The sequence below is a fragment of the Pseudactinotalea sp. HY158 genome, from assembly GCF_009660225.1.
Taxonomy (GTDB): domain Bacteria; phylum Actinomycetota; class Actinomycetes; order Actinomycetales; family Beutenbergiaceae; genus HY158.
In genome coordinates this window covers 2,442,056-2,462,594 of sequence record NZ_CP045920.1, presented here as the reverse complement: position 1 = coordinate 2,462,594, position 20,539 = coordinate 2,442,056, and the positions used below count along the sequence as shown (strand labels likewise).

The 20,539-nt window shown below is 71.9% G+C and carries 19 protein-coding genes; 8 read left to right on the top strand and 11 right to left on the bottom strand.

Annotated features, from left to right (window positions below; all coding sequences use genetic code 11):
- Window positions 1-148 precede the first annotated feature (148 nt).
- The gene (locus tag GCE65_RS10840; protein ID WP_152818426.1) at window positions 149-880 is read left to right on the top strand and encodes a hypothetical protein; all 732 of its coding nucleotides are present in this window, start codon (window positions 149-151) and stop codon (window positions 878-880) included.
- Between the two features lie 47 nt (window positions 881-927).
- Here the strand turns inward: GCE65_RS10840 and GCE65_RS10835 are convergent, their stop codons facing one another.
- The 3 genes from GCE65_RS10835 to GCE65_RS16285 all read right to left on the bottom strand — a co-directional run bounded on the left by GCE65_RS10835 (window position 928) and on the right by GCE65_RS16285 (window position 3,129).
- Complete coding sequence (locus GCE65_RS10835) at window positions 928-1,683, bottom strand: SDR family NAD(P)-dependent oxidoreductase (protein WP_152818425.1); 756 nt, start codon at window positions 1,681-1,683, stop codon at window positions 928-930.
- A 136-nt stretch (window positions 1,684-1,819) separates the two neighbouring features.
- Window positions 1,820-2,071, bottom strand: coding sequence for a sulfurtransferase TusA family protein (locus GCE65_RS10830; RefSeq protein WP_153878399.1), 252 nt, complete (start codon window positions 2,069-2,071; stop codon window positions 1,820-1,822).
- The gene (locus tag GCE65_RS16285; protein WP_194928677.1) at window positions 2,068-3,129 is read right to left on the bottom strand and encodes a hypothetical protein; all 1,062 of its coding nucleotides are present in this window, start codon (window positions 3,127-3,129) and stop codon (window positions 2,068-2,070) included. The genes GCE65_RS10830 and GCE65_RS16285 overlap by 4 nt, the downstream gene beginning before the upstream one ends.
- Window positions 3,130-3,299: 170 nt before the next feature.
- On the opposite strand from GCE65_RS16285, the gene GCE65_RS10820 reads away from it, so the two are divergent.
- Window positions 3,300-3,971, top strand: a complete 672-nt coding sequence (locus GCE65_RS10820; protein WP_153878398.1) for an NTP transferase domain-containing protein — start codon at window positions 3,300-3,302, stop codon at window positions 3,969-3,971.
- Here GCE65_RS10820 and GCE65_RS10815 read toward each other — a convergent pair.
- Genes GCE65_RS10815 through GCE65_RS10800 form a run of 4 tightly spaced genes read right to left on the bottom strand, consistent with a single transcriptional unit; the run spans window position 3,954 to window position 8,161 of the window.
- Entirely contained in the window at window positions 3,954-4,406 is a 453-nt protein-coding gene (locus GCE65_RS10815) for an SRPBCC family protein (protein ID WP_153878397.1), read from the bottom strand. The genes GCE65_RS10820 and GCE65_RS10815 overlap by 18 nt on opposite strands.
- A gap of 16 nt (window positions 4,407-4,422) precedes the next feature.
- Window positions 4,423-5,280: a xanthine dehydrogenase family protein subunit M gene (locus tag GCE65_RS10810; protein ID WP_152818422.1), complete on the bottom strand. Its 858-nt coding sequence runs from the start codon at window positions 5,278-5,280 to the stop codon at window positions 4,423-4,425.
- Complete coding sequence (locus tag GCE65_RS10805; RefSeq protein ID WP_153878396.1) at window positions 5,277-7,682, bottom strand: xanthine dehydrogenase family protein molybdopterin-binding subunit; 2,406 nt, start codon at window positions 7,680-7,682, stop codon at window positions 5,277-5,279. Before GCE65_RS10805 ends, GCE65_RS10810 begins: the two co-directional genes overlap by 4 nt.
- Complete coding sequence (locus GCE65_RS10800) at window positions 7,679-8,161, bottom strand: (2Fe-2S)-binding protein (protein WP_153878395.1); 483 nt, start codon at window positions 8,159-8,161, stop codon at window positions 7,679-7,681. The genes GCE65_RS10805 and GCE65_RS10800 overlap by 4 nt, the downstream gene beginning before the upstream one ends.
- Before the next feature lie 148 nt (window positions 8,162-8,309).
- Between GCE65_RS10800 and GCE65_RS10795 the strand changes: the two genes are divergently transcribed.
- The 4 genes from GCE65_RS10795 to GCE65_RS10780 are packed head-to-tail and all read left to right on the top strand — an operon-like array spanning window position 8,310 to window position 12,333.
- A complete protein-coding gene (locus GCE65_RS10795) occupies window positions 8,310-9,218 on the top strand; it encodes a MoxR family ATPase (RefSeq protein ID WP_153878394.1) in 909 nt (302 codons plus the stop codon).
- Between the two features lies 1 nt (window position 9,219).
- On the top strand, window positions 9,220-10,401 hold the full coding sequence (locus GCE65_RS10790; protein ID WP_153878393.1) for a VWA domain-containing protein: 1,182 nt from the start codon (window positions 9,220-9,222) through the stop codon (window positions 10,399-10,401).
- Window positions 10,394-11,524 (top strand): XdhC/CoxI family protein, encoded by a 1,131-nt coding sequence (locus GCE65_RS10785; protein WP_153878392.1) that lies wholly within the window; start codon window positions 10,394-10,396, stop codon window positions 11,522-11,524. Before GCE65_RS10790 ends, GCE65_RS10785 begins: the two co-directional genes overlap by 8 nt.
- Window positions 11,525-11,556: 32 nt before the next feature.
- Window positions 11,557-12,333, top strand: coding sequence for an SDR family NAD(P)-dependent oxidoreductase (locus GCE65_RS10780; RefSeq protein WP_153878391.1), 777 nt, complete (start codon window positions 11,557-11,559; stop codon window positions 12,331-12,333).
- On the opposite strand, the gene GCE65_RS10775 is transcribed toward GCE65_RS10780, so the two are convergent.
- Window positions 12,323-13,270 (bottom strand): nucleoside hydrolase, encoded by a 948-nt coding sequence (locus GCE65_RS10775; protein ID WP_153878390.1) that lies wholly within the window; start codon window positions 13,268-13,270, stop codon window positions 12,323-12,325. The genes GCE65_RS10780 and GCE65_RS10775 overlap by 11 nt on opposite strands.
- A 366-nt stretch (window positions 13,271-13,636) precedes the next feature.
- Here GCE65_RS10775 and GCE65_RS10770 point away from each other — a divergent pair, with 366 nt between their 5' ends.
- Both GCE65_RS10770 and GCE65_RS10765 read left to right on the top strand, forming a co-directional pair.
- The gene (locus GCE65_RS10770; RefSeq protein WP_152818415.1) at window positions 13,637-13,897 is read left to right on the top strand and encodes a hypothetical protein; all 261 of its coding nucleotides are present in this window, start codon (window positions 13,637-13,639) and stop codon (window positions 13,895-13,897) included.
- Window positions 13,852-14,052, top strand: a complete 201-nt coding sequence (locus tag GCE65_RS10765) for a type II toxin-antitoxin system PemK/MazF family toxin (RefSeq protein WP_153878389.1) — start codon at window positions 13,852-13,854, stop codon at window positions 14,050-14,052. The genes GCE65_RS10770 and GCE65_RS10765 overlap by 46 nt, the downstream gene beginning before the upstream one ends.
- Window positions 14,053-14,270: 218 nt before the next feature.
- On the opposite strand, the gene GCE65_RS10760 is transcribed toward GCE65_RS10765, so the two are convergent.
- From GCE65_RS10760 to GCE65_RS10750, 3 genes are all read right to left on the bottom strand, one after another.
- Window positions 14,271-15,272: a TerC/Alx family metal homeostasis membrane protein gene (locus GCE65_RS10760; protein WP_153878388.1), complete on the bottom strand. Its 1,002-nt coding sequence runs from the start codon at window positions 15,270-15,272 to the stop codon at window positions 14,271-14,273.
- A gap of 72 nt (window positions 15,273-15,344) precedes the next feature.
- On the bottom strand, window positions 15,345-15,800 hold the full coding sequence (locus GCE65_RS10755; RefSeq protein ID WP_153878387.1) for a carboxymuconolactone decarboxylase family protein: 456 nt from the start codon (window positions 15,798-15,800) through the stop codon (window positions 15,345-15,347).
- 120 nt (window positions 15,801-15,920) lie between these two features.
- Window positions 15,921-20,342, bottom strand: coding sequence for a glycoside hydrolase N-terminal domain-containing protein (locus GCE65_RS10750; RefSeq protein ID WP_153878386.1), 4,422 nt, complete (start codon window positions 20,340-20,342; stop codon window positions 15,921-15,923).
- Between the last annotated feature and the right edge of the window lie 197 nt (window positions 20,343-20,539).

Sequence of the window (20,539 nt, the reverse complement as noted above, 5' to 3'; positions counted from 1 at the left end):
CCCGTCCCACCCATACCTATGACATGTCGGCTCCCGACGAATCCTTACAGTGACCTGCGTCACACTCCGGCGTGAGGGGGTGACCCGTTACGCTCGGTGCGGGCGCTCGACCACCCGAATCCATGAAGTCAAGCAGATCAGGGAACCCATGAGCCACTCGACCCCGGCCCGCAGACGCGCCGGACTCACCGTGTCCATCCTCGCGGGGCTCGCGCTCGCGGCCACGGCGGCCTCGCTGCCGGCCGCGGCCGACACCGCCGGTGAGGCGGCGGATCCCGGCGAGGCGGCGGGCGTCGTCCATACCCGAAGCCACGCCGAATGGCAGGCGTGGGCCGGGGACCTGCGCGCGGAGCTCGAGGGCACGGACTGGGCCGCGCTGTCGCGGGCCGCCGGCTGCGAGCTCACGTCGGTCTCCCTGACCGAGGTGGTCGACCCCGAGGCGAACGAGGCGCTCGGGGCCCCGGCGGACCTCGCGCTGCCCGTGGTGGAACGCGAGGAGCACTGCGCGCCCGGGCTCGCGGCCGGCGCGTTCACGCAGCAGGCCCCGATGCCGGCCGGCGCGTTCGCCGCGGCGGCCGGTTCGTGCGAGGGCGTGACCGGCGGGCGGGCCTGCATCTCCCGGTCGGGCTCGTATGTGACCGGCTCCTACACCTACTACGGCTCCGGCACCACGAACGGGTTCTCGCGCCTGTACAAGATCTCCTCCCTGTCGGGCTGCCCGCGGGGCACGACGATGGCCACGAGCGGGAGCTCGACGCTCGGCTACGGGGACCGGTCCTCGATCACCACGGCGCTGGGCACCGGCAGCTACTCGATGCACTTCTGGCGCAAGGTGTTCATCGGCCACAGCGACACCGGCGGCGCCTGCGCCTACCTGTGACCCCGTGAACCCGCGGGGCGGTGCGGCCGCCCCGCGGGATGCCGACCTCACACGGCCGTGTAGCCGCCGTCGACGAGGTGGTAGCTGCCGGTGATGAAGCTCGCCGCCGGCGAGAGTAGGAAGCACGTGAGCGCCGAGACCTCCTCCGCCCGGCCCAGCCGCCCCAGCGGGTGCTTGGTCGCGAGCAGCGCGAGCGCCTCGGTCGGCAGGTTCTTCTCGAGCAGCGGGGTCACGATGTATCCCGGCCCGACGGCGTTGATCCGCAGGCCCGCCGCACCGTACTCGGCGGCGGCGTTCTTCGTCAGCCCCACGACCGCGTGCTTGGCCGCGGTGTAGGCCCCGTTCCCGGGAGCCGCCACGGTGCCGTGGATCGAGGCCATGTTGACGATCGCCGAGCCGTGGGGATCCTTGAGCAGCTCCGGGATCTGGTAGCGCATCCCGTACAGCACGCCGTTCAGGTTGATGTCGATGACCCGCTGCCAGTCCGCGAGGTCGACCTCGCCGGCCGGCGCGCTCACGCCGCCGATGCCCGCATTGTTGACGGCGAGGTGGAGCCCCCCGTAGGTCTCGACCGCGTACTCCACCGCCAGCCGGGACTGCTCCGGGTCGGCCACGTCCTGCCGGAAGGCCGAGGCCGTGCCGCCCGCCGCCGCGATCTCCCCGGCCACGCGCTCGGCGCCGGCGAGGTCGATGTCCGAGACGACCACCGAGGCCCCGCCGAGCGCGAGCTCCTTCGAGATCGCCTCCCCGAGTCCGGAACCGCCCCCGGTCACGATCGCCACCCTGCCCGCGAACTTCGTCATGATGCGCTCCTTGTGTCTGCAGCTGCGTGTGCAACGGCGCGGATCTCGCGCACCTCCCACGGTAAGCGTACGGACGACGCCCGGCCGGGTCGAGGGTCCCGGTCACCCTGGGTAGAACGTCCCGTTCGGGGTGTGCTCAGCCGCGGCGGATCCGGAAGCGCCAGTACCGGCGCGGCCACAGCCCGGTGCGTTCCTGGGCGAGCAGGGCATGCCCATCGCGTTCGGCCCACAGCGGCACCTCGTACGGGGCGAACCGGTCACGGCTGAGCACCTCCAGCTCCTGCCCCGGCGCGAGCGCCCGCACGCGCTCGGCGGCCCGGATGAGCCCGATCGCACACGGGGCGGAGCGGTTGTCGAGCACGGCGGCCGGCGCCGACGGGCCCGTCATGGCGCGGTCCTCTCGGCGCGGCCCGCGGCGCTCGCGGGGGGTGCGGGGTGGGCGCGGTCCTCGGGGTCCTCAGGGTCCTCAGGGTCTTCAGGGTCCTCGAGGTCGTGGAGGTCGCAGACGCCCTGCACCGGGGAGCAGTGCCGAAAGAGGGGGCAGGTGATGAAGACGACCACGAGGGCGATGATCGCGAGCACCTTGCCCGGGATGAGGGCGCCGGGGAAGGCGGCCCACCAGGTCGCCGGGAGGGTGCGGTAGGCGCCGGCCATGAGCAGGCCGGTCACGATGATCGTGGGCAGCGCGAACCGCACGACCCACCGGAACCGGTCGAGCTGGTGCGCCCCGGCGACGACGGCGTCGACGTTCGCGTGCGCGCGGCCCGCGGGCATCGCCACCGCGATGTTCCAGAGCGCCCCGCCGAGCCAGAGCGTGAAGGCCGCCAGGTGCGCGGCCCGCATCCAGCCGTGCCAGCCGGCGCCCGCGTCGGCGTACGCCCACAGCGCGATCGCGGCCACGGCGAGCAGGCAGACGGCGATCCCGGCCGGTCGGCGGTCGACCCCCGCCGCGAGCGCCGCGGCGAGCGCCACGAGGCAGGCCACGAGCGCCCAGCGCACGAGCGGGGTGGGCGCCAGGTAGCCGGTGGCCAGCGGCCCGGCGACGCCTGCGAGCGCGATCGGGGCCACCCGGCGGCCGATCGTGCGGGCGCGGGCGAGCGCGGTCGCGTTGAGCGCCTCGAGCGCGCCCTGTTCCGCCTCCCGGTCGCTGCGGCGCAGGTAGAGCACTCGCCAGGCCGCGAACCCGCCCGCGAGCGCGATCGCCCAGAGGCCGAGCCACCGGGCCGCGATCGCCCCCGGGCCGAGGCCGGCCATCGCGCCGGTGAAGGTCACCCCGGCGAGCGAGGCGAGGCTGATGAGCACGAAGGCGACCTTCGGCAGGAACGGGGTCTCCTGCTTGACGATCACCTGCAGCCCGGACGGGCTCGCGGCGCTGAGCGCGGCCCGCTCGAGGGCGGCGGCGTTCGGCCCGGTCACGGGTCCGGGGCGTTCGGGGGCGGAGGTCATCGAGGGCTCCTGGAGGCTGGGCGCCATCGGCGGCGCCCTGCGCCGGCCGCTGCCGGGAGGGCGTCTGGTGGTGGCGGGACGATTCGGTACAACACCCCTGACGGCACCGACGATACCGCCCCGCCCCGATTTAGGTAAGCCGGCACTTGCGCATATGAGACGCTGGCCTCATGACCACGCTCGAGCCCGGCCCGGTGGCGCACGGCCTCCTCCTCGCGGCCGGCGCCGGCACGAGGATGGGCCGGCCGAAGGCGCTGCTCACCCGCCCCGACGGCACCGGCTACCTCGAGGCGGCGGCCCGCGCGCTCCTCGAGGGCGGCTGCGCCGAGGTCCTCGTCGTGCTCGGCGCCGCGGCCGGCGAGGCCCGCCGCCGGCTCGAGGCCGCGGCGCCGACCGGCGTCCGCGCGATCGAGTGCCCGCGCTGGGCGCAGGGCCAGGGGGAGTCGCTCCGGTGCGGCCTACGCCACCTGCGCGAGCGCTCGAACGCGAGCGTCGCCGTCATCCAGCTCGTCGACCTGCCGGACGTGGATGCGCGCGTGATCCGGCGGCTCCTCGGTGCAGCAGGTTCGGCAGGTTCGACCGGTGCAGGCGCGCTCGCCCGGGCGGCCTACGACGGGATCGGCGGCCATCCCGTGCTGCTCGGGCGCGACCACTGGGCGCCGGCGGCGGCGACCGCGACCGGGGACCGGGGCGCACGCGCCTACCTGCGCGAGCACGCGACGGTCCTGATCGAGGCGGGCGACCTGGCCGCCGGGCGCGACGTCGACACCCCGGAGGAGTACCGGGCGGCGGGGGGCCTCGACGGCCCGGAGGGATCTGGCGGTTCAGGCGTTCCCGGCTGACATCCGCTGCCGCATGCAGTCGACGAACTGTGTGAGGAGATTGTCCGAGACCCGCTGGATGATGCCGCGGCCGAACTGGGCGGGCTTGCCCGTGATCGCCATGTCGGTGAGCACCTCGACCGAGGTTCCCTCCTCGGCCGCGGTGAGGGTCGCCGTGACGGTGACGGAGGCGACGCCGTTCCCGCGCCGATCCGTGCCGGAGGCCTCGATCACGACCCGGCCGGCCGCCTCGTCGCGTTCGACGAAGCGGCCCTCGCCCTTATAGGCCATCGAGATCGGGCCGAGCTTGACCCGCACGGAGCCCTCGAAGCCGTCGCCGTCGGTGCTCGTCAGGGCGGCCCCGGGGAAGCAGGGCACGACCTGTTCGAGGTCGTTGAACGTGGCCCACGTGTGCGCCATCGGGGCCGGCACGGTGAACTGGTGAGTGAGATCCATGAGTGGCGCCTCCCGGTCACCGGGGCGTGGCGGCCGCGAGCACGGCCCGGCGCGCGAGCACCGTCGCGAGGTGGAGCCGGTAGGCCTCGTCGCCGTTGAGGTCGGACGGCGGTTCGGTGCCCGCTCCGGCGGCGGCGCAGGCGGCCGTGACCGCCGCGGGCGTCGCCGGGCCGCCGACGAGGGCCTGTTCCACCTCGGCCGCGCGGACGGGCACCGAGCCCATGTTCGTCAGCGCGACACGGGCCCCCGCGATCGCCTCGCCCTCGAGCCGCACGCACGCGGCCACCGCGACGATCGACCACTGCTGGGCCACCCGCGTGAACTTCTCGTAGGCCGAGCCCCAGCCGTCGAAGAGCGGGACGCGGATCTCGGTGAGGAGTTCGTCCTCGCCGACCGCCGTGGTGAAGTAGTCGACGAAGAAGTCCGCCGCGCTCACCGTGCGGGGACCGGCCGGCCCCGTGATCGTCAGCTCCGCCTCGAGCGCGAGCAGGCAGGCGGACATGTCGCCGGCCGGATCGGCGTGGACGATCGCGCCGCCGATCGTGCCGCGGTGGCGCACCTGTGGGTCGGCGACCGTGCCGGCCGCCCGGGCGAGCAGTCCGGCGTGGGCGGCGACGAGCGGGTCGGTGGCGATGTCGTGGTGGCGGGTCATCGGCCCGATGACGAGCCGGTCGTCCTCGACCCGGATGCCGCGCAGGCCGTCGATGTGCTGCAGCCCGATGACGAGCTCGGGATCGGCCATCCGCAGCTTGAGCACGGGGATGAGGCTCTGCCCGCCGGCGAGGATCTTCGTGTTCATCGGGTCGCGGGCGAGCAGCGTGACGGCCTCGGCGACGGTCGCGGGGGCCTCGTAGTCGAACGTGCTGGGGATCATGCTCCTGCCTCCGTTGCGGATGGGGCCGTGCCGGTGCTGCGGGCCGCCTCGAGTGCGTGCCAGACCCGGGCGGGGGTGCACGGCATGGTCAGGTCGGTCACCCCGAGGTGGCGGATCGCGTCGAGGATGCCGTTGACGATCGCGGGGGTCGAGGCGATCGTGCCGGCCTCGCCCACGCCCTTGACCCCGAGCTCGTTCGAGGTCGCCGGCGTGGTCGTGCGATCGGTGACGAACTCGGGCAGGTCGGGTGCCGAGGGCACGAGGTAGTCCGTGAACGATCCCGTGACGAGCGTGCCGAACTCGTCGTAGACGGCCTCCTCGTAGAGCGCCTGCGAGATGCCCTGGGCGAGCCCGCCGTGGACCTGGCCCTCGACGAGCATCGGGTTGACCACGGTGCCGACGTCGTCGACGCACACGTACGCGCGCACGGAGGCGCGCCCGGTCTCGGTGTCGACCTCCATCGCCGCGAGGTGGGTGCCGTGCGGGAAGGAGAAGTTCTCGGGATCGAACGTGGCGTCCGCGTCGAGGCTCGGTTCGAAGCCGTCCGGCAGGTCGTGTGCGGAGAAGGTCGCGAATGCGACGTCGGCGAAGCTCACGCCCTGATCGGTCCCGCGGACCGAGAACCGGCCGTCGGTGAACTCGACGTCGGTGGCCGCGGCCTCGAGCATGTGGGCGGCGACGATCCGAGCCTTCTCGATCACCTTGTCGGCCGCGGCGAGCACCGCCATGCCGCCGACGGACAGCGAGCGCGACCCGTAGGTGTCGAGGCCCTTCTGGGCGATCTGGGTGTCGCCGTGGAGCACCTCGACGTTCTCGAACGGCACCCCGAGGCGGTCGGCCACGAGCTGACTCCAGGAGGTCACGTGCCCCTGCCCGTGCGGGCTCGTGCCGGTGACGACCTCGACGTTGCCGGTGGCCAGCACCCGCACCTGGGCGTACTCCCATCCGCCCGCCGCGTAGTTCAGCGCGCCGAGGACCCGGGAGGGGGCGAGCCCGCACATCTCGGTGAACGTCGAGACCCCGATCCCGAGCTGGATCGGGTCGCCGCTCTCCCGGCGGCGGGCCTGCTCGGCCCGCAGCTCGTCGTAGCCGAAGAGCTCGAGCGCCTTCGCGGTCGCGGCCTCGTAGTCGCCGGTGTCGTAGGTGAGGGAGGCGACCGTGTCGAAGGGGAACTCCTCGTGGGCGATCCAGTTCTTCTCCCGCAGCGCGATCGGGTCCATGTCGAGCTCGGTGGCGAGCTCGTCCATCATCCGCTCGATCGCGAACGTGGCCTCCGGCCGCCCGGCCCCGCGGTAGGCGTCGGTCCACACCCGGTTCGTGAACACGTTGCGGCATTCGAATCGGTAGGCCGAGAACTTGTAGATGCCGTTGTACATGAATGCCCCGAGGATCGGGATGCCCGAGGTGATGAGGCCGAGGTAGGCGCCCATGTCGGCGACGATCCGCACGTCCAGGCCCGTGACGGTGCCGTCGGCCTTCGCCCCGATCCGCAGGTGCTGGACGTGGTCGCGGCCGTGGTGGGCACCCATGAGCGACTCGCTGCGGGTCTCGGTGTACTTGCACGGCTTGCCCGTTCTGCGGGCGGCGAGGATGGTGATGACCTCCTCGGGGGTGACCGCCAGCTTGCCGCCGAACCCGCCGCCCACGTCGGGGGCGATGACGCGCAGCTTGCTCTCGGGGATGCCGAGGGTCAGGGCGAGCATGAGCTTGGCGATGTGGGGAATCTGCGTGGCCGACCACATCGTGATCTGCTCCCCGGTCGGATCCACGAGCACCGAGCGCGGCTCCATGAACGCCGGGATGAGCCGCTGCTGGCGGATCGTCCGCTCGACCACGACGTCCGATTCGGCCAGGGCGGCCTCGATCTCGCCCCCGGTGCCCGCCTCGGCCGAGTCGAAGACCCACGTCGCGGAGACGTTCGTGCCGAGGTCCGGATGCACGAGGGTCGAATCGGTCGCCGCCTCCTCCAGATCGAGCACGAGCGGCAGCTCCTCGTAGTCCACGTCGACGAGTTCCTGCGCGTCCCGCGCCTGGGCCCGGGAGCGGGCGACGACCACGGCGACGATCTCTCCGGCGAAGGCGACCGTGTCGACGGCGACCGCCGGGTGTGGGGGAGCCAACTGATTGGGGGTGACCGGCCAGGCGTTCGGCAGGGAGCCCTGCTCGTCGGCGAGGTCGGCGCCGGTGAACACGCGCACGACCCCGGGGGCGTCGCGGGCCGCCGACACGTCGATCGAGGCGATCCGGGCATGGGCCACGGGGCTGCGCACGAGCCCGAGGTAGAGGGTGCCGGGCAGGGAGATGTTGTCGGTGAAGCGCCCGCGGCCGGTGGTGAGGCGGGCGTCCTCCTTGCGCAGGCGCGCCCGGCCGATCTCGGGCGGGCGGGAGTCGGTGACGGTCATCGTGATGCCCCCTCCTCGGCGGCGGTCCGCACGGCCGCCACGATGTTCTGGTACCCGGTGCAGCGGCACAGGTTCCCCTCGAGGCCTGCGCGGATCTCGGTGTCGCTCGGGTGCGGGTTCTCCGCCAGCAGCGAGGCGGACTGCATGATCATGCCCGGGGTGCAGAAGCCGCACTGGAGCCCGTGGCAGGCGTTGAACGACTCCTGCAGCGGGTGCAGCCCCTCGTCCGGGGTGAGCCCCTCGATCGTGGTGATCTCGTGCCCGTCCGCCTCGACCGCGAGCATCGTGCACGACTTGATGCCGTAGCCGTCGAACAGCACGGTGCAGGCTCCGCAGTTCGTGGTGTCGCAGCCGATGGCCGTGCCGGTCTTGCCGAGCACCTCCCGCAGGTACTGCACGAGCAGCATCCGCGGTTCCACCGGATCGGTGTACTCGACCGAGTCGACCGTGACCGTGATCGTTCGTGTTCCCGTTGCCATCCTCGCGCTCCTTCGCCTCGACCAGCAACCATCCGACCCGCCCGACATTCGGACTGCATACGATACGCCGCATGTCAAACCGGCGTGGGCAAAGTCTCGGATTCGGTGAGATGGCCTATCCTGGCGGCGTGGCACAGGTGAGGCACGGATGAAGAGCATCGCCTCGATCGACGACGTCGGGGCGGCGCTGGACTCCGCCGGGTACCTGAGCGAGGAGGGCCTCTCGACGATCACCTACCTGGCGATCGCGATGGGCCGCCCGCTGCTGCTCGAGGGGGAGCCCGGTGCCGGGAAGACGGCGCTGGCCGAATCCCTCGCGGGCGGCCTGGGCGTGCCGCTCATCCGCCTCCAATGCTACGAGGGCATCGACGCCTCCCAGGCGCTCTACGACTGGGACTTCACCAAGCAGATCCTCCACCTGCGGGCGCTCGAGGCGGCCGCCGTCACCGGGAGGGACGGCCCCGGCGGCGAGGCGGCCGCGGGGATCGGCGAGATCGAGACCTCCCTGTTCGACGAGCGCTTCCTGCTCGCCCGGCCGATCCTGCGCTCGCTGCGGGAGGGGCCGTGCGTGCTGCTCATCGACGAGATCGACCGGGCGGACGACGAATTCGAGGCCTTCCTGCTCGAGGTGCTCTCCACGAACCAGGTGTCGATTCCCGAGCTGGGAACGATCCGCGCCGAGGTGGCGCCGATCGTCGTCATGACCTCGAACTGCACGCGCGAGCTGCATGACGCGCTCAAGCGCCGCTGCCTGTACCACTGGATCGACCATCCCGGCCTCGAACGCGAGGTCGCGATCGTCCGGCGGCGGTTGCCCGGCGTGAGCGAGCGACTCGCGCGAAGGCTCGCGGGCGCCGTCCAGACGCTGCGGGCAGACGAGCGGCTCGTCAAGCCGCCCGGCGTGGCCGAGACGCTCGACTGGGCGGCGGCGCTGGCGCACCTGGGCCGCGCGGAGTTCGACCTGGCCACGGCCGCGGCGACCGTCGGTGCCGTGTGCAAGCATCGAGGTGACGTCGAGGTCGTGCGTGCCTCGCTCGACCGGCTGCTGCGGAACTGACATGGGCCCAGGAGGCGGCGCGCCGGCCCGCACCCCCGTGGAGATCCTCGCCGGGTTCTCGCGGGCGCTGCGGGAGACCGGCCTGGCCGTGACGACCGAGGCGACGGCCACCTTCGTCGACGCCGTGGCCCACCTCGACTACGGCCGCCGCGCCGACGTCTATTGGGCCGGCCGCGCCACCTTCTGCGCCCGCGCCGAGGACCTGCCCTCCTACGACCGGGCGTTCGAGGCGTGGTTCGCGGGTCTCGACGCGCCGCCGCCGGCCGGGCCCGGTGAGTCGGGACGGGCCGAGCGCCGGGCGGGGGTGCACCCCGGAGCGGCCGGGGACTCCGAGGCGATCGCGGCGCTCGCCTCGATGGCGGAGCGGCTCCGGCACCGCGACATCGCCCAGTTGAGCGCGGCCGAGCGGGCGCTCCTCGAACACGAATTCGACACCCTCCCCGTGCGCCTGCCCACCCGCCGGACCCGCCGGCTCGAGGTCGCCGGTCATGGCCGGATCGACCGGGTGCGCACCCTGCGTGACCAGCTCCGCCGGGCGGGCGAGCCCGGGCCGCTGCGCCACGCCCGCCGGCGCCGACGGGCGCGCCGGATCGTGCTCCTCATCGACGTCTCCGGATCGATGAAGCCCTACGCCGACGCGCTGCTGCGGCTCGCCCACCGGGTGTGCCGGGCGGCCCCCGCCGGCGGAGTCGAGGTGTTCACGCTCGGGACCCGGCTCACCCGCGTGACCGAGGCGATGCGACGCCCGGACGCCCACGCGGCCCTCGTCGCCGCCGGCGAGACCATCCCGGACTGGGCCGGGGGCACCCGGCTGGCCGACGCGCTCGAGGCCTTCCTGCGGCGGTGGGGGCGTCGCGGCCTGGCCCGCGGGGCCGTGGTGGTCATCGCCAGCGACGGCTGGGAGCGCGGCGATCCGCAGCGGCTGGCCGGGCAGCTGCGGGTGCTGGCGGGCCTGGCCCACCGGGTCGTGTGGTCGAACCCGCACGCCGGAAAGGAGGGCTACGAGCCGGTCCAGAGCGGGATCGTGGCCGCGTTGCCCCATCTCGACGCGCTCGTGGCGGGCCACTCGATCGCGGCCTTCGAGGAACTGCTCGCAACGATCGGCGCGGCCCGGGGCGACTCGGCGCGGCGCCGCCCGAGTGAGGGGCCGGTTGCGAGGAACGGGAGGAGGCCCCATGCGTGACGTGCTCGAGGATCTCATGGCGCAGTGGGAGGCCGGGCGCACCGCCGGGCTGGCCACCGTCGTTGGCGCGTTCAAGTCGGCTCCGCGGCTGCCCGGGGCCGCGATGCTCGTGGCCGCCGACGGCGCCGTGAGCGGCTCGGTCTCCGGCGGCTGCGTCGAGGGCGCGGTGTACGAGGCGGCGAACGAGACCCTCGCCGGCGGCCCGGTGCGCCTGCAGCGCTACGGGTTCACCGACGACGACGCCTTCGCCGTCGGCCTCACGTGCGGCGGGATCATCGACGTCTTCGTCGAGCCCGTCTCGCACGCGACGTTCCCCGAGCTGGGCGACGTCGCCGCGGACATCCGCGCGGGCCGGCCGGTGGCCGTGGCGACCGTCGTCGACCACCCCGATCCCACCTGGCCGGGCCGTCACCTCGTGATCCGGCCGGACCGGGCCGCCGGCACCCTCGGCTCGGAGCGGGCCGACCACGCCGTGATCGACGACGGCCGTGGGCTGCTCGCCGCCGGCCGCAACGCGATGCTCACCTACGGCCCCGACGGGCAGCGCCTCGACGAGGGCATGCGGGTGTTCGTCTCGAGCTTCGCCCCGGCGCCGCGGATGATCGTCTTCGGGGCGATCGACTTCGCCGCCGCGCTCGCCCGGCAGGGCGCGTTCCTCGGCTACCGGGTGACGGTCTGTGATGCCCGGCCCGTCTTCGCCACCCGGGCGCGGTTCCCCGACGCCGACGAGGTCGTGGTGCGCTGGCCCCACGACTACCTCGCCGGCGAGGTCGACGCGGGCCGGATCGACCGGCGCACGGTCATCGCCGTGCTCACCCACGACCCGAAGTTCGACGTGCCCGTGCTCGAGGTGGCGCTCCGGCTGCGCGAGATCGCCTTCATCGGTGCGATGGGCTCGCGCCTCACCCACGACGACCGGCTCGAGCGGCTGCGCGAGCGGGGGCTCACGGCCGCGGAGCTCGCGCGGCTGTCGAGCCCGATCGGGCTCGACCTCGGGGCCCGCACCCCCGAGGAGACCGCGGTGTCCATCGCGGCCGAGATCATCGCGCGCCGCTGGGGCGGCACCGGCGAGACCCTCAGTGCCCGGGCGGGCCGCATCCACAACGACGACGCCCTGGACTGACTCGCGTGAGCCCGCGTGGCAGCATGGCAGCCATGAACGACACCCACGCGCCCGACCTCGTCGTCGTCACCGGCGCCTCGTCCGGCATCGGCGAGGCGACCGTGCGGCACCTGCGCGGCCTCGGCACCCCGGTGGTGGCCGTGGCGCGCCGCCGGGAACGACTCGAGACGCTCGCCGGTGAGGTCGGCTGCGAGGTCGTCGCCGCCGACCTGGCCACGGCCGAGGGGGCCCGCGCCCTCACGGACCACGTCGGTGCCCGGGCGCTCGCGGCCGTCGTCGCCAACGCCGGGGGAGCCCGCGGCGTCGATCCCGTGGAGGCCGCCGGGGGCGAGGAGGCGGAGGCGGTCATCGGCCGGTGGCGGGAGATGTACGACATGAACGTCGTGGCCACGCTGCGGACCGTCACGGCGCTGCTGCCGGCGCTGCGGGCCGGCGGCGGCGACGTCGTCGTGGTCACGAGTATGGCCGCCCGCGAGTTCTATCCGGGCGGCGCCGGCTACACCGCCGCCAAGCACGCCGAGCGCGCGATCCCGGCCACGCTGCGGATGGAGCTCCTCGGGGAGCCGATCCGCATCATCGAGATCGCGCCCGGGCTCGTGCACACCGAGGAGTTCTCGCTGCGCCGCCTCGGCGACCGGGCGCGGGCCGAGGCCGTGTACGCCGGCGTTCCGGGCCCGTTGCACGCCGCCGACGTCGCCGAGGCCATCGCCTGGACCCTGAGCCGGCCGGCGCACGTGAACATCGACCTGCTCGAGATCAACCCCGTGGCCCAGGCCGGCGCCACGAGGGTGCACCGGCTCACCCCGTGAGCGAGCCGAGGAAGCGGTCGTGGAAGGCCGCCACGTCGAGGTCCTCGACGATCCGGACGACCCCGGGCTCGCGCGCATCCTCCGGATCGGGCCGGCCCGGCCGCAGATCGGCCGTCACCTGCCCGCGGGTGCGCTCCCCGCGCAGTTCCACGCCCGTGCGCACGAGCCGGTAGCTCGCGAGCCGGTGGTCGAGGGCGAGGGCCATCGCGAGCGGATCGTGCAGCAGGCACGTGCGCCGGCCCAGGGTGCGTTCGTACCGGTCGAGGTAGTGCTGCATCGCGGCCCAGAGGAACCGCCCGTGCGGCGTCGCGGTGGTCGCGAGCCGGTCGAGCAGCTCGGGCGGGACCGCGGTCCGGCGGGTCGCCTCGAGCCCGACCCACGTCAGGTCCCACGGGGCGTCGATCACGAGCTGGGCGGCCTCCGGATCGCAGAACGTGTTCGCCTCGGCGAGCGCGGTCGCGTTCCCCGGCACGAGGATCGCCCCGCCCATGACCACGACTCGGCGCACGTGGCCGGCGAACTCCGGGTCGAGCAGCAGCGCGATGCCGAGATTCGTCAGCGGCCCGATCGCCACGAGGGTGAGTTCGCCGGGGTGGGCGCGGGCGAGCCGCACGAGCTCGACCGGCGCGAGCGTGCCCGCGAGCGAGCGTGTGGACGGCGCCCGGCCGGTATCGCCCAGGCCGTCGCCTCCGTGCACGGCCTCCGCCGTACGAAGCGGCTGGGCGAGGGGCCGGGCGGCGCCCAGGTGCACCGGCACGTCGGCGAGACCGAGCACGTCGAGCACCGTGAGCGCGTTCCGGGCCCCGGTCTCGACGGGCACGTTGCCGTGGGTGACCGTGCAGGCGACGTACTCGGCGCCGTGCGCCGCACCGTACGCGAGGGCGAGGGCGTCGTCGATGCCCGGATCACAGTCGAGGAGGAGGGGGAGGGGCGTCACGAGGCTGTCAATCGGCCGGAGTCCCGTGCCGGCCCGGCACGTCGGTGCGTGGCGGCGGCGTCCACGTCGCTGATCGAGATCCGTTGAGAGTCGGACACGATCTCTCCTCTCAGCGGCGATGTCGAGGGCCGGCCGGGAAGCGGCTCCGGTCGATTGTTGCTCACGGGATCGGGTCTGGTGCGCCGGTGCGCGGTTCGCTCCGGGGCTGCCGTCGCTGCTTCGAAGGACGCCGCTCGCCTCCGATGCCGCGTGAATCTCAGTGTACGCCCGGGCTGCTCGGCCGACCACGGGACGCTTCGGCTCAGGATGGCAGGGGGCGACATGTGAGCCCTGTCCGCTTGTCTACTTTCCGTCTACCATCATCGTATGGCGATGAAGACGACGACGATCAGGGTGCGTGAGCCGGATTCGGAGCGCCTACGCCGCATGGCCGACGCGCGCCAGACACCTGTGATCGACGTGGTCCACGCGGCCATCGACGCTCTCGAGCGACAGGAGTTTCTGCGTGGACTCACCGAAGACTACTCAAAGCTGCGAGACGACCCGCGACTACTCGCCGAGTACAGGGAAGAGCGACGCGTGTGGGACTCCGTCGAAGCTACGGCTTGCGCAGCCACATCGAACTGACGTCCGGAGCGAGTGGCCTCGACCACGCCAGTTTCGCCCGCTGCGATCAGATCCGCACCATCTCCCTCGAGCGGCTGCGATCGCGCATCGGTGCGGTCGGCCCAGTGGAGATGCGCGCCATTGATCAAGCCCTGCGATTCGTGCTCGACTTATGACTCGCCTGGGGTCGAGCCCGACACTGCTGGACATCGGCATATGGCGGCCCCGTCGAACGTGAACAGCTGACGCTCCGGACGAAGGCGGGCGGCGGAACTCGATCGTCCGCCTCGTCCACTCCGTCGGGGCATCGGCGAGCGTGTCCGCGGGGATGTCGCTCATCACGTAGCGCTCGCCGGCGCTCGTCTCGAAGCGGATCTCGTCCCGGCGGTTGCCCTCAAGCGCTCCTCCCGGGCCCGCCCAGGTCGCGTGCGGAGCGATCCGTGCGCAGCAGGCTGGCGAGGGTCGCGACGACCATCGAGGCGATGATGACGCCGAGTGAGAGCCCCGTGCCGATCTCGGGGGCCCACTGGATCGGCTGCCCGCCGTTGAGGAACGGGATGCTGTTCTCGTGCATCGCATGGAACACGAGCTTGACGCCGATGAATCCGAGGATGGCCGCGATCCCGTACTTGAGGTAGATGAGCCGCTCGATGAGGTGACCGAGCAGGAAGTACAGCTGCCGCAGCCCCATGAGGGCGAAGATGTTGGCCGTGAACACGATGAACGCGGAGTTCGTGATGCCGAAGACCGCGGGTATCGAATCGAGCGCGAAGAGCAGGTCCGTGGTGCCGAGCGCGAGGAGCACGAGCAGCAGCGGCGTGAGCATCGCCTGGCCGTCGACCATCGTGCGAAGGCGCATGCCGTCGTAGGTGTCGGTCATCCGAAGCCGCGAGCGCAGGCGCCGGATCAGGGCGTTGTCGCTGCCGCCCTCGTCCTCGGAGCCGGTGACCTGGTGGATCGCGGTGAACACGAGGAACGCGCCGAAGAGGTAGAAGATCCAGCTGTAGCTGGCGATGAGCTGGGCGCCGATGAGGATGAACACGCCGCGCAGCACGAGCGCGATGAGGATGCCGGCCATGAGCACCTCCTGCTGGAGATGTTCGGGCACCGCGAACCGCGTCATGATGAGCACGAACACGAAGAGGTTGTCGATGCTCAGGGAGTATTCGGTGAGCCAGCCGGCCACGAACTGACTGGCGTACTCGGCGCTGCCGAGCAGCAGGATGCAGGCGGCGAAGACCAGCGCGAGGGTGACGTAGACGCCGACCCAGATCCCACACTCCTTCGCGCTCGGGCGGTGCGGCCGGCGAGTGACGACGACGAGGTCCGCGATGAGGATCGCGACGAGCACGATGAGCGAACCGATTTCGAACCAGGGTGGCAAGCCGGTGGACATGTGGGCCTCTCGGGGCGGTCTGCGCTGAAAGTCTCTCCCGCAGGTCGTGCGGCGCGTCGCGGGCGCCTAGCCTCAGGGCTTGGCGGGCAGGGAGGTGCGCGCCGTCACGTTCATCCGGTTCCACACGTTGATGACCGAGATGGCCATGATCAACTGAACGATCTGCTGCTCGTCGAAGGCATCGCGCACGCGTTCCCACACGGCATCGCTCACGCCACCGCGGGACAGCAGCGTCATCTGCTCCGTCAGGGCGAGCGCCGCCTGCTCCCGCTCACTGAACAGGTCGCCGGCCTCGTGCCAGGCCGCGACCAGGTCGATCCGTCGCTGATCGACGCCGGCCTCGCGGGCGTCGTCCGTGTGCATGTCGAGGCACCACGCGCAGCCGTTGAGCTGGGAGGCGCGAATATCCAGGAGCGGGACGAGCCCGGCGTCGAGCCGAGCCGAGTTCACGTACTTCTGCAACGGGAGCACGGCCTGGTAGGCCGTGGGGTCCACGTCCTTGATCGACAAGCGCTGCTTATTGGTCATCATCTGCTCCACTTCTCGCCCCTGTGCTCGCTGCCGTCCCTTCCTTCGATGTTACGTCCGGCATACGCGCGGGGGACAGGGCCGGTGATCCTCGGCCCCGTCCCCCACCTGCGGAGCGGATCAGCCGCGCCCGGCGCCGGGTCGGGCGCGACGAACGAGGAGGACCGCGGCCACGAGGCTCATCAGCGCCGTTATGAATACGAGCGGCGTGATCGCAGCGCCCGTGGCGGGCAGCGGATCGACCGTCGGAGCTCGATCGCCCGCCGCAGCGTCGGCGTCGGCGGGAGCGGTGTCGGTGCCGCCATCAGCGGCTGCTCCTGCACCTGCCCCGGCGTCGGCCTCGTCCACTCCGTCGGTGTCGTCCGTGCCGCCGGTCTGGTCGGTTCCGTCGGTCCCGTCGGTATCGGCCGTGCCGCCGGCTTGGCCGGTGTCGTCGGCCCCGTCGGCCGTGTCGGTTCCGTCCACTCCGTCGGCGTCGTGCGCGCCATCGGCCTGGTCGGTGCCGTCGGCCGTGTCCGCGTCGTCCGTGCCGTCGGCCTGATCGGTTCCGTCGGCGTCGTCCGTGCCGTCGGCCTGATCGGTTCCGTCGGCGTCGTCGTCGGAGTCGTCGTCCGCGACGACGACCACCGGCACGGCTGTCGCGGCCGCCTCGCCCTCACTCACGATCAGGTCGTACGTTCCCGGCGCGAGGTCCGGAACCGTGAACGTGATCTCCGCTTCGCTGCGGATCTCGAAGTCGGGGATCTCGTCGTCACCGAGGCGTAGGCCCGTGATGGCGCCGGAGAATCCCAGGCCGAGGAGCGTGACCCGCTGCCCCGGCGCCGCTGAGGCGACGTCGAGCCCGAGTGGTCGGGCGAGCATGAGCGAGGTGCCCGCGGCCTCGAGCTCCCAGACGCTCGGTGCCTGCGCCGGCGACTTGGGCACGATCGTGAAGCGCACCTGTTGGGCGTTGCTCGCCGAGACCGCCAGCGTGTTTCGTCGGTGTCCGTTCTCGCCGCGGCCGGTGTCGGTGCCCTCGGCGATGACCGCCCAGTCCGCCCCGTCGAACGCCTCGACCGTGAACGCCCCGATCCGCGAGGCATTGTTCGGGGCGGCGTTGACGAACTCGTCGATCGTCACCGACTCGAGTTCGTACGAACCGTCGAGATCGATCACCGCCTCGAGGGTGCCCGCGTTGCCGTCGCGATAGGCGAATCGTGAGCCGGGATCGCCGTCGACGAGGTTCCGGTCGGGGAAGCGGCTGTCGTACGGCGGCTGATTCACCGTGACCTGCTTCCCGAGGAGCACGTTCATCCGGGAGGTCACCCGGGTCCCCGTGGCCTCGAGCTCCCAGATCGTGGGGCTGTGGGCAGCGGACTTCAGTTCGAAGGTGTATCGCAGCTCGAGGATGCCGTCGGCGTCGACCTCGACGGAGTGCTCGAGGGTCGTCGAGTCGCTGCTGCCGGGGTCGCCGCCCGTGCCGATCACCCGCCAGCCCGAATCATCCCGGCCCTCCACCGTGAACGACTCGATGCGCGAGGAGTAGTCCTGCCGGGAGTCGACGAACTCGACCAGGGTCAATTCACTCAGGTCGTACGTGCCCGCCAGATCGACGGTGACGACGAGCGGGTCGGCGCTGGTGCCGTCGAGATAGGCGAACCTGCTGGTGCGATTGCCGTCGACCATGTTCGCGACCGCGTAGGACCCGCTGATCGCCGAGCGGTTGGCTGTGATCGACTTCCCGCGGAGCACGTTCGGGTCCGTGGCCGCACCCGTGATGCGGGCGGTCGGGCCGTCGGGGCCCAGCGCGCCTGTCGACGAACGGCTCCGCACCTTGAACGTGACCGGCTCGGCGAGGCCGCCCGGGACCTCGACGATCGCGCGCGGCACGTCGACGGTTGCGAGTGGCGCGTACGACGGGGCGTTCCCCGTGGCGGCGAGGACCGAATAGTCGGTCGCCTCCGCCACGTCGGGCCAGGTGAGCAGGTAGCGCCCGTCGCCGAGCGCCTCCGCGGCCAGTGTGGCGGGCGCATCGGCGAGCGTCTCGACGGGGATGTCGGTGATCACGTAGCGCTCGCCGGCGCTCGTCTCGAAGCGGATCTCGTCCCGGCCGTGGCGCTCGAGCTCGACCTCGGCGCCGTCGCTCTCGCGCACCACGCGCACCTCGTCACCGGCGGCGATGCCGGCGCGGCGGATGGTGGCCGGCCTGCCGGCGCTCGATTCCACGGCCATCGTCGTCGGTTCGCCGTCGGACCACGAGACGTCGACGATGAAGCCGCCACGCGCCGTCAATCCGCTGTACGAGCCGGACGGCCACGCGCTCGGGAGGGCGGGGAGCGGGACGATCGCCCCCTCGTGGCTCTGCAGCAGCATCTCGGCGATGCCGTTCGTGCCGCCGAAGTTCCCGTCGATCTGGAACGGCGGGTGGGTGTCCCACAGGTTCGGCAACGTGGAGTCCCGCAGCAGGGTGCCGAGCAGCTTGTATGCGTGGTCGCCGTCATGCGCGCGTGCCCACAGGTTGATCTTGTGGGCCTTCGACCAGCCGGTCCCGGAGTCGCCGCGCTTCGTGAGCGTGACACGCGCGGCATCGAGCCACGCGTCCGTCGTCGAGTTGATCGTGCTTCCCGGATGGAGCGCGACGAGCTGGGAGATGTGACGGTGGGTCGGGTCGCCGATCTCGCCGTACGCCTGCTCCTCCCGGTACTCCTTCACCTGACCGGAGGTGCCCACGAGCACGGGATCGAGGTGATCGACCTTCTCGCGCCAGGCGTCGAGCTCCGCATTGTCGTAGCCCAGGAGCTCGGCGTACTCGAGTACGGCGGCGAGGTTCTCGTGCACCATCTGCTGATCGAAGGCGGCCCCGGTCGTGCGGTAGTACGACCCGCCGACGATCTGTTCGGGGGAGGCGGACTTCTCGACGAGGTAGCTGTCACCGTGCTGCTCGAGCGTCTTGTCGAGGAAGCGGGCCATCCCGAGCATCCGCGGGTAGGCGACGTCGCGCAGATAGTCGAGGTCCTGGGTGTAGTCGACGTAGTCCTTGAACAACAGCGACGTGAAGGCGCCCGTACCCGGACCCGAATGCGAGGTCGGGCTCGGCCCGGTCGTCTCGTACGGCGTGGTCGAGGTGCCCAGCGCCCAGCCGTTCTGTCCGGCGGGCGCCAGCCCGTCCGGGTTCACCGCGGCGATGTATCTGTCGGCGTTTCGGCGGGCGCTGGCGAGGTAGGCGCCGTTGTAGTCGGAATAGGAGAGGAACATCTCGGCGAGGTTCGTGGTGAACGCGGGCCAGTAGTTCATCTGGACGTTGATGTTGTGCCAGTACCCGGCTCCCCAGGGGGAGCTGTCGTAGGCGTTCCAGATTCCCTGCAGGTTCGCGGGGAGGGAGCCCGCGCGCGAGGAGGAGATAAGCAGGTAGCGCCCGTATTGGAAGTAGAGCTGTTCGAGGTAGGCGCGATCGGAATCGGAGGCGCCCGCGTATCCCGCCCGGAGGGCGTCGGTGGTCGTGGTCGGCACGGCCCCGCCCAGGTCCAGATCGACCCGGTCGAAGAACTGCGCGTAGTCCGCCACGTGGGCCGCCCGCAACGCCTCGTAGTCCTTGGCGGCGGCGCTCGCGATCATCGCGCTGACCTTGTCGTGCGGGCCGGGGTACGGAGTGAGCTTCTCGTCGTCGGGGGCGGTGAACACCCGCGACTCCATCTCGTAGTTCGTGCCGACGGCGAGGAGCACCGTCGCGCTGTCGGCTCCCGTGAGCGTGAGCTCGCCGCGCCCGTCGACCTCGGCGGCGCTCAATTCGCCGCCCTCGGGCAGCACCCGGTACTGCCCCTCGTACTCGATCCCGTAGTGCGACAGCTCGCCCGCCACCGTGATCGTGTCGCCGGCCGCGGTCACGCTTCCCGTCTTGGCCAGTTCGTCGGACGGCACCCGGTTGTAGTCCTTGAGGTAGGGCGCCTGCGGCTTGAGCGTGAAGGTGAGCGCGCCGGGCTCGGACGCCTCGAAGTGCATGACGAGCACCTTGTCCGGATGGCTCGCGAAGTACTCCCGTTCGAACATCACCCCGCCCGCCTCGTAGCTCACGTGTGCCGTGGCGTCGTCGAGGACCAGGTCGCGGGAGTAGTCGCTCACGTCGTCGTGACCGAACTCGATATAGGTCTCGACGAAGTTGTTCATGCCGCTGTTGTACTTGGTCGCCGAATTGCTCGACGTGTACGGGTGGCGGAGGCTGTTCTCGGTGATCTGGATCCGTTCGGTGTCGGTGCCCCCGAAGACGCTGGCACCGAGGTAGCCGTTACCCAACGGCAGCGACCACTTCTGCCAGCCGTTCTCGATGTCCTGCCAGCTCCAGTCCTCCTTTCCGGCGTCCTGCGGGGTCGAGCTCGTGGGGGCGGGCTCGTCGTACCAGAGCCGCAGCGGGGTGGTCTCGGACGCATCCGCGTCGGCACCCATCGTCGGTTCGGCCTGCGCGCCGGAGACGCCCGCGATGCCGAGCGGCAGACAGAGGGCCGCTGCGGCGAGCAGCGCGGTGGCGCGGGGTCGGCGGGCGCCCCTGGACGCATGATCCTGGTACATCGATCTCCTCGTTGAGTGCGTGACGCGTCGTCCACCCCGAACGACACTGGATGACGGTGACGACGCTGCGTGGGACGGTCAGCGTCGCGTGACACCTCGGATGTCTATGGGTGGAACTGCTCCAAGGTAGCGGAGAGCGGGCCGAGAGAACCAGTGAATCACTCGAACCGATCAGAAGCAGACATCCGATGTGTTAT

Excerpts from the sequence above, each read along its gene's own strand:
- GCE65_RS10805 (WP_153878396.1), bottom strand. The coding sequence starts at position 7,682 with ATGACCGTCACCGACTCCCGCCCGCCCGAGATCGGCCGGGCGCGCCTG.
- GCE65_RS10755 (WP_153878387.1), bottom strand. The coding sequence starts at position 15,800 with ATGACCAATAAGCAGCGCTTGTCGATCAAGGACGTGGACCCCACGGCC.
- GCE65_RS10790 (WP_153878393.1), top strand. The coding sequence starts at position 9,220 with ATGGGCCCAGGAGGCGGCGCGCCGGCCCGCACCCCCGTGGAGATCCTC.
- GCE65_RS10770 (WP_152818415.1), top strand. The coding sequence starts at position 13,637 with ATGGCGATGAAGACGACGACGATCAGGGTGCGTGAGCCGGATTCGGAG.
- GCE65_RS10810 (WP_152818422.1), bottom strand. The coding sequence starts at position 5,280 with ATGATCCCCAGCACGTTCGACTACGAGGCCCCCGCGACCGTCGCCGAG.
- GCE65_RS10835 (WP_152818425.1), bottom strand. The coding sequence starts at position 1,683 with ATGACGAAGTTCGCGGGCAGGGTGGCGATCGTGACCGGGGGCGGTTCC.
- GCE65_RS10785 (WP_153878392.1), top strand. The coding sequence starts at position 10,394 with ATGCGTGACGTGCTCGAGGATCTCATGGCGCAGTGGGAGGCCGGGCGC.
- GCE65_RS16285 (WP_194928677.1), bottom strand. The coding sequence starts at position 3,129 with ATGACCTCCGCCCCCGAACGCCCCGGACCCGTGACCGGGCCGAACGCC.
- GCE65_RS10830 (WP_153878399.1), bottom strand. The coding sequence starts at position 2,071 with ATGACGGGCCCGTCGGCGCCGGCCGCCGTGCTCGACAACCGCTCCGCC.
- GCE65_RS10780 (WP_153878391.1), top strand. The coding sequence starts at position 11,557 with ATGAACGACACCCACGCGCCCGACCTCGTCGTCGTCACCGGCGCCTCG.
- GCE65_RS10760 (WP_153878388.1), bottom strand. The coding sequence starts at position 15,272 with ATGTCCACCGGCTTGCCACCCTGGTTCGAAATCGGTTCGCTCATCGTG.
- GCE65_RS10795 (WP_153878394.1), top strand. The coding sequence starts at position 8,310 with ATGAAGAGCATCGCCTCGATCGACGACGTCGGGGCGGCGCTGGACTCC.
- GCE65_RS10840 (WP_152818426.1), top strand. The coding sequence starts at position 149 with ATGAGCCACTCGACCCCGGCCCGCAGACGCGCCGGACTCACCGTGTCC.
- GCE65_RS10815 (WP_153878397.1), bottom strand. The coding sequence starts at position 4,406 with ATGGATCTCACTCACCAGTTCACCGTGCCGGCCCCGATGGCGCACACG.
- GCE65_RS10800 (WP_153878395.1), bottom strand. The coding sequence starts at position 8,161 with ATGGCAACGGGAACACGAACGATCACGGTCACGGTCGACTCGGTCGAG.
- GCE65_RS10820 (WP_153878398.1), top strand. The coding sequence starts at position 3,300 with ATGACCACGCTCGAGCCCGGCCCGGTGGCGCACGGCCTCCTCCTCGCG.
- GCE65_RS10750 (WP_153878386.1), bottom strand. The coding sequence starts at position 20,342 with ATGTACCAGGATCATGCGTCCAGGGGCGCCCGCCGACCCCGCGCCACC.